We start from the raw sequence: 1,770 nt of genomic DNA, 5'->3' as shown, positions 1-1,770 counted from the left end.
CCCTGGGTGTGTTACATACTGGTAGGACTGGCTGGACTAGTGTCCACCTTACCCCCGGGTGTGTTTTTACTGGTAGGGCTGGTTGGACTCGAACCAACGACCCCCGCGTTATCAACACGGTGCTCTAACCAGCTGAGCTACAGCCCCAAATGCTGTTCTTTATATTAACAGCCGATAAGTGTGAACATTTGATGCGTGAATCATTACTGATTCGTGCAAACTCTAGAAAGGAGGTGATCCAGCCGCACCTTCCGATACGGCTACCTTGTTACGACTTCACCCCAGTCACGAATCCTACCGTGGTAAGCGCCCTCCTTACGGTTAAGCTACCTACTTCTGGTAAAACCCGCTCCCATGGTGTGACGGGCGGTGTGTACAAGACCCGGGAACGTATTCACCGCGACATGCTGATCCGCGATTACTAGCGATTCCAACTTCATGCAGTCGAGTTGCAGACTACAATCCGGACTACGATACACTTTCTGCGATTAGCTCCCCCTCGCGGGTTGGCGGCGCTCTGTATGTACCATTGTATGACGTGTGAAGCCCTACCCATAAGGGCCATGAGGACTTGACGTCATCCCCACCTTCCTCCGGTTTGTCACCGGCAGTCTCATTAGAGTGCCCTTTCGTAGCAACTAATGACAAGGGTTGCGCTCGTTGCGGGACTTAACCCAACATCTCACGACACGAGCTGACGACAGCCATGCAGCACCTGTGTACTGGTTCTCTTTCGAGCACTCCCCAATCTCTCGAGGATTCCAGCCATGTCAAGGGTAGGTAAGGTTTTTCGCGTTGCATCGAATTAATCCACATCATCCACCGCTTGTGCGGGTCCCCGTCAATTCCTTTGAGTTTTAATCTTGCGACCGTACTCCCCAGGCGGTCTACTTCACGCGTTAGCTGCGTTACCAAGTCAATTAAGACCCGACAACTAGTAGACATCGTTTAGGGCGTGGACTACCAGGGTATCTAATCCTGTTTGCTCCCCACGCTTTCGTGCATGAGCGTCAATCTTGACCCAGGGGGCTGCCTTCGCCATCGGTGTTCCTCCACATATCTACGCATTTCACTGCTACACGTGGAATTCTACCCCCCTCTGCCAGATTCTAGCCTTGCAGTCTCCAATGCAATTCCCAGGTTGAGCCCGGGGATTTCACATCAGACTTACAAAACCGCCTGCGCACGCTTTACGCCCAGTAATTCCGATTAACGCTTGCACCCTACGTATTACCGCGGCTGCTGGCACGTAGTTAGCCGGTGCTTATTCTTCAGGTACCGTCATTAGCAAAAGATATTAGCCTTCACCGTTTCTTCCCTGACAAAAGAGCTTTACAACCCGAAGGCCTTCTTCACTCACGCGGCATTGCTGGATCAGGCTTTCGCCCATTGTCCAAAATTCCCCACTGCTGCCTCCCGTAGGAGTCTGGACCGTGTCTCAGTTCCAGTGTGGCTGGTCGTCCTCTCAGACCAGCTACTGATCGATGCCTTGGTAGGCTTTTACCCTACCAACTAGCTAATCAGATATCGGCCGCTCCACGAGCATGAGGTCTTGCGATCCCCCACTTTCATCCTTAGATCGTATGCGGTATTAGCGTAACTTTCGCTACGTTATCCCCCACTCTAGGGTACGTTCCGATATATTACTCACCCGTTCGCCACTCGCCACCAGAGCAAGCTCCGTGCTGCCGTTCGACTTGCATGTGTAAGGCATGCCGCCAGCGTTCAATCTGAGCCAGGATCAAACTCTTCAGTTTAATCTCTGTTTAA

General features: G+C 52.2%; 1 tRNA gene and 1 rRNA gene. Both read right to left on the bottom strand.

Annotated elements, in window-relative coordinates:
- Positions 1–70: 70 nt before the first annotated feature.
- Positions 71–147: transfer RNA gene (locus tag D109_RS0103055), tRNA-Ile, on the bottom strand.
- 79 nt (positions 148–226) lie between these two features.
- Positions 227–1,757 (bottom strand): 16S ribosomal RNA (locus D109_RS0103050).
- Positions 1,758–1,770 lie beyond the last annotated feature (13 nt).

This window comes from Pseudomonas sp. PAMC 26793 (genome assembly GCF_000313235.1).
GTDB classification, from domain to species: Bacteria; Pseudomonadota; Gammaproteobacteria; order Pseudomonadales; family Pseudomonadaceae; genus Aquipseudomonas; species Aquipseudomonas yamanorum.
Note: the sequence above shows the minus strand (reverse complement) of the source record. Positions and strands in the feature narration are given on the sequence as shown.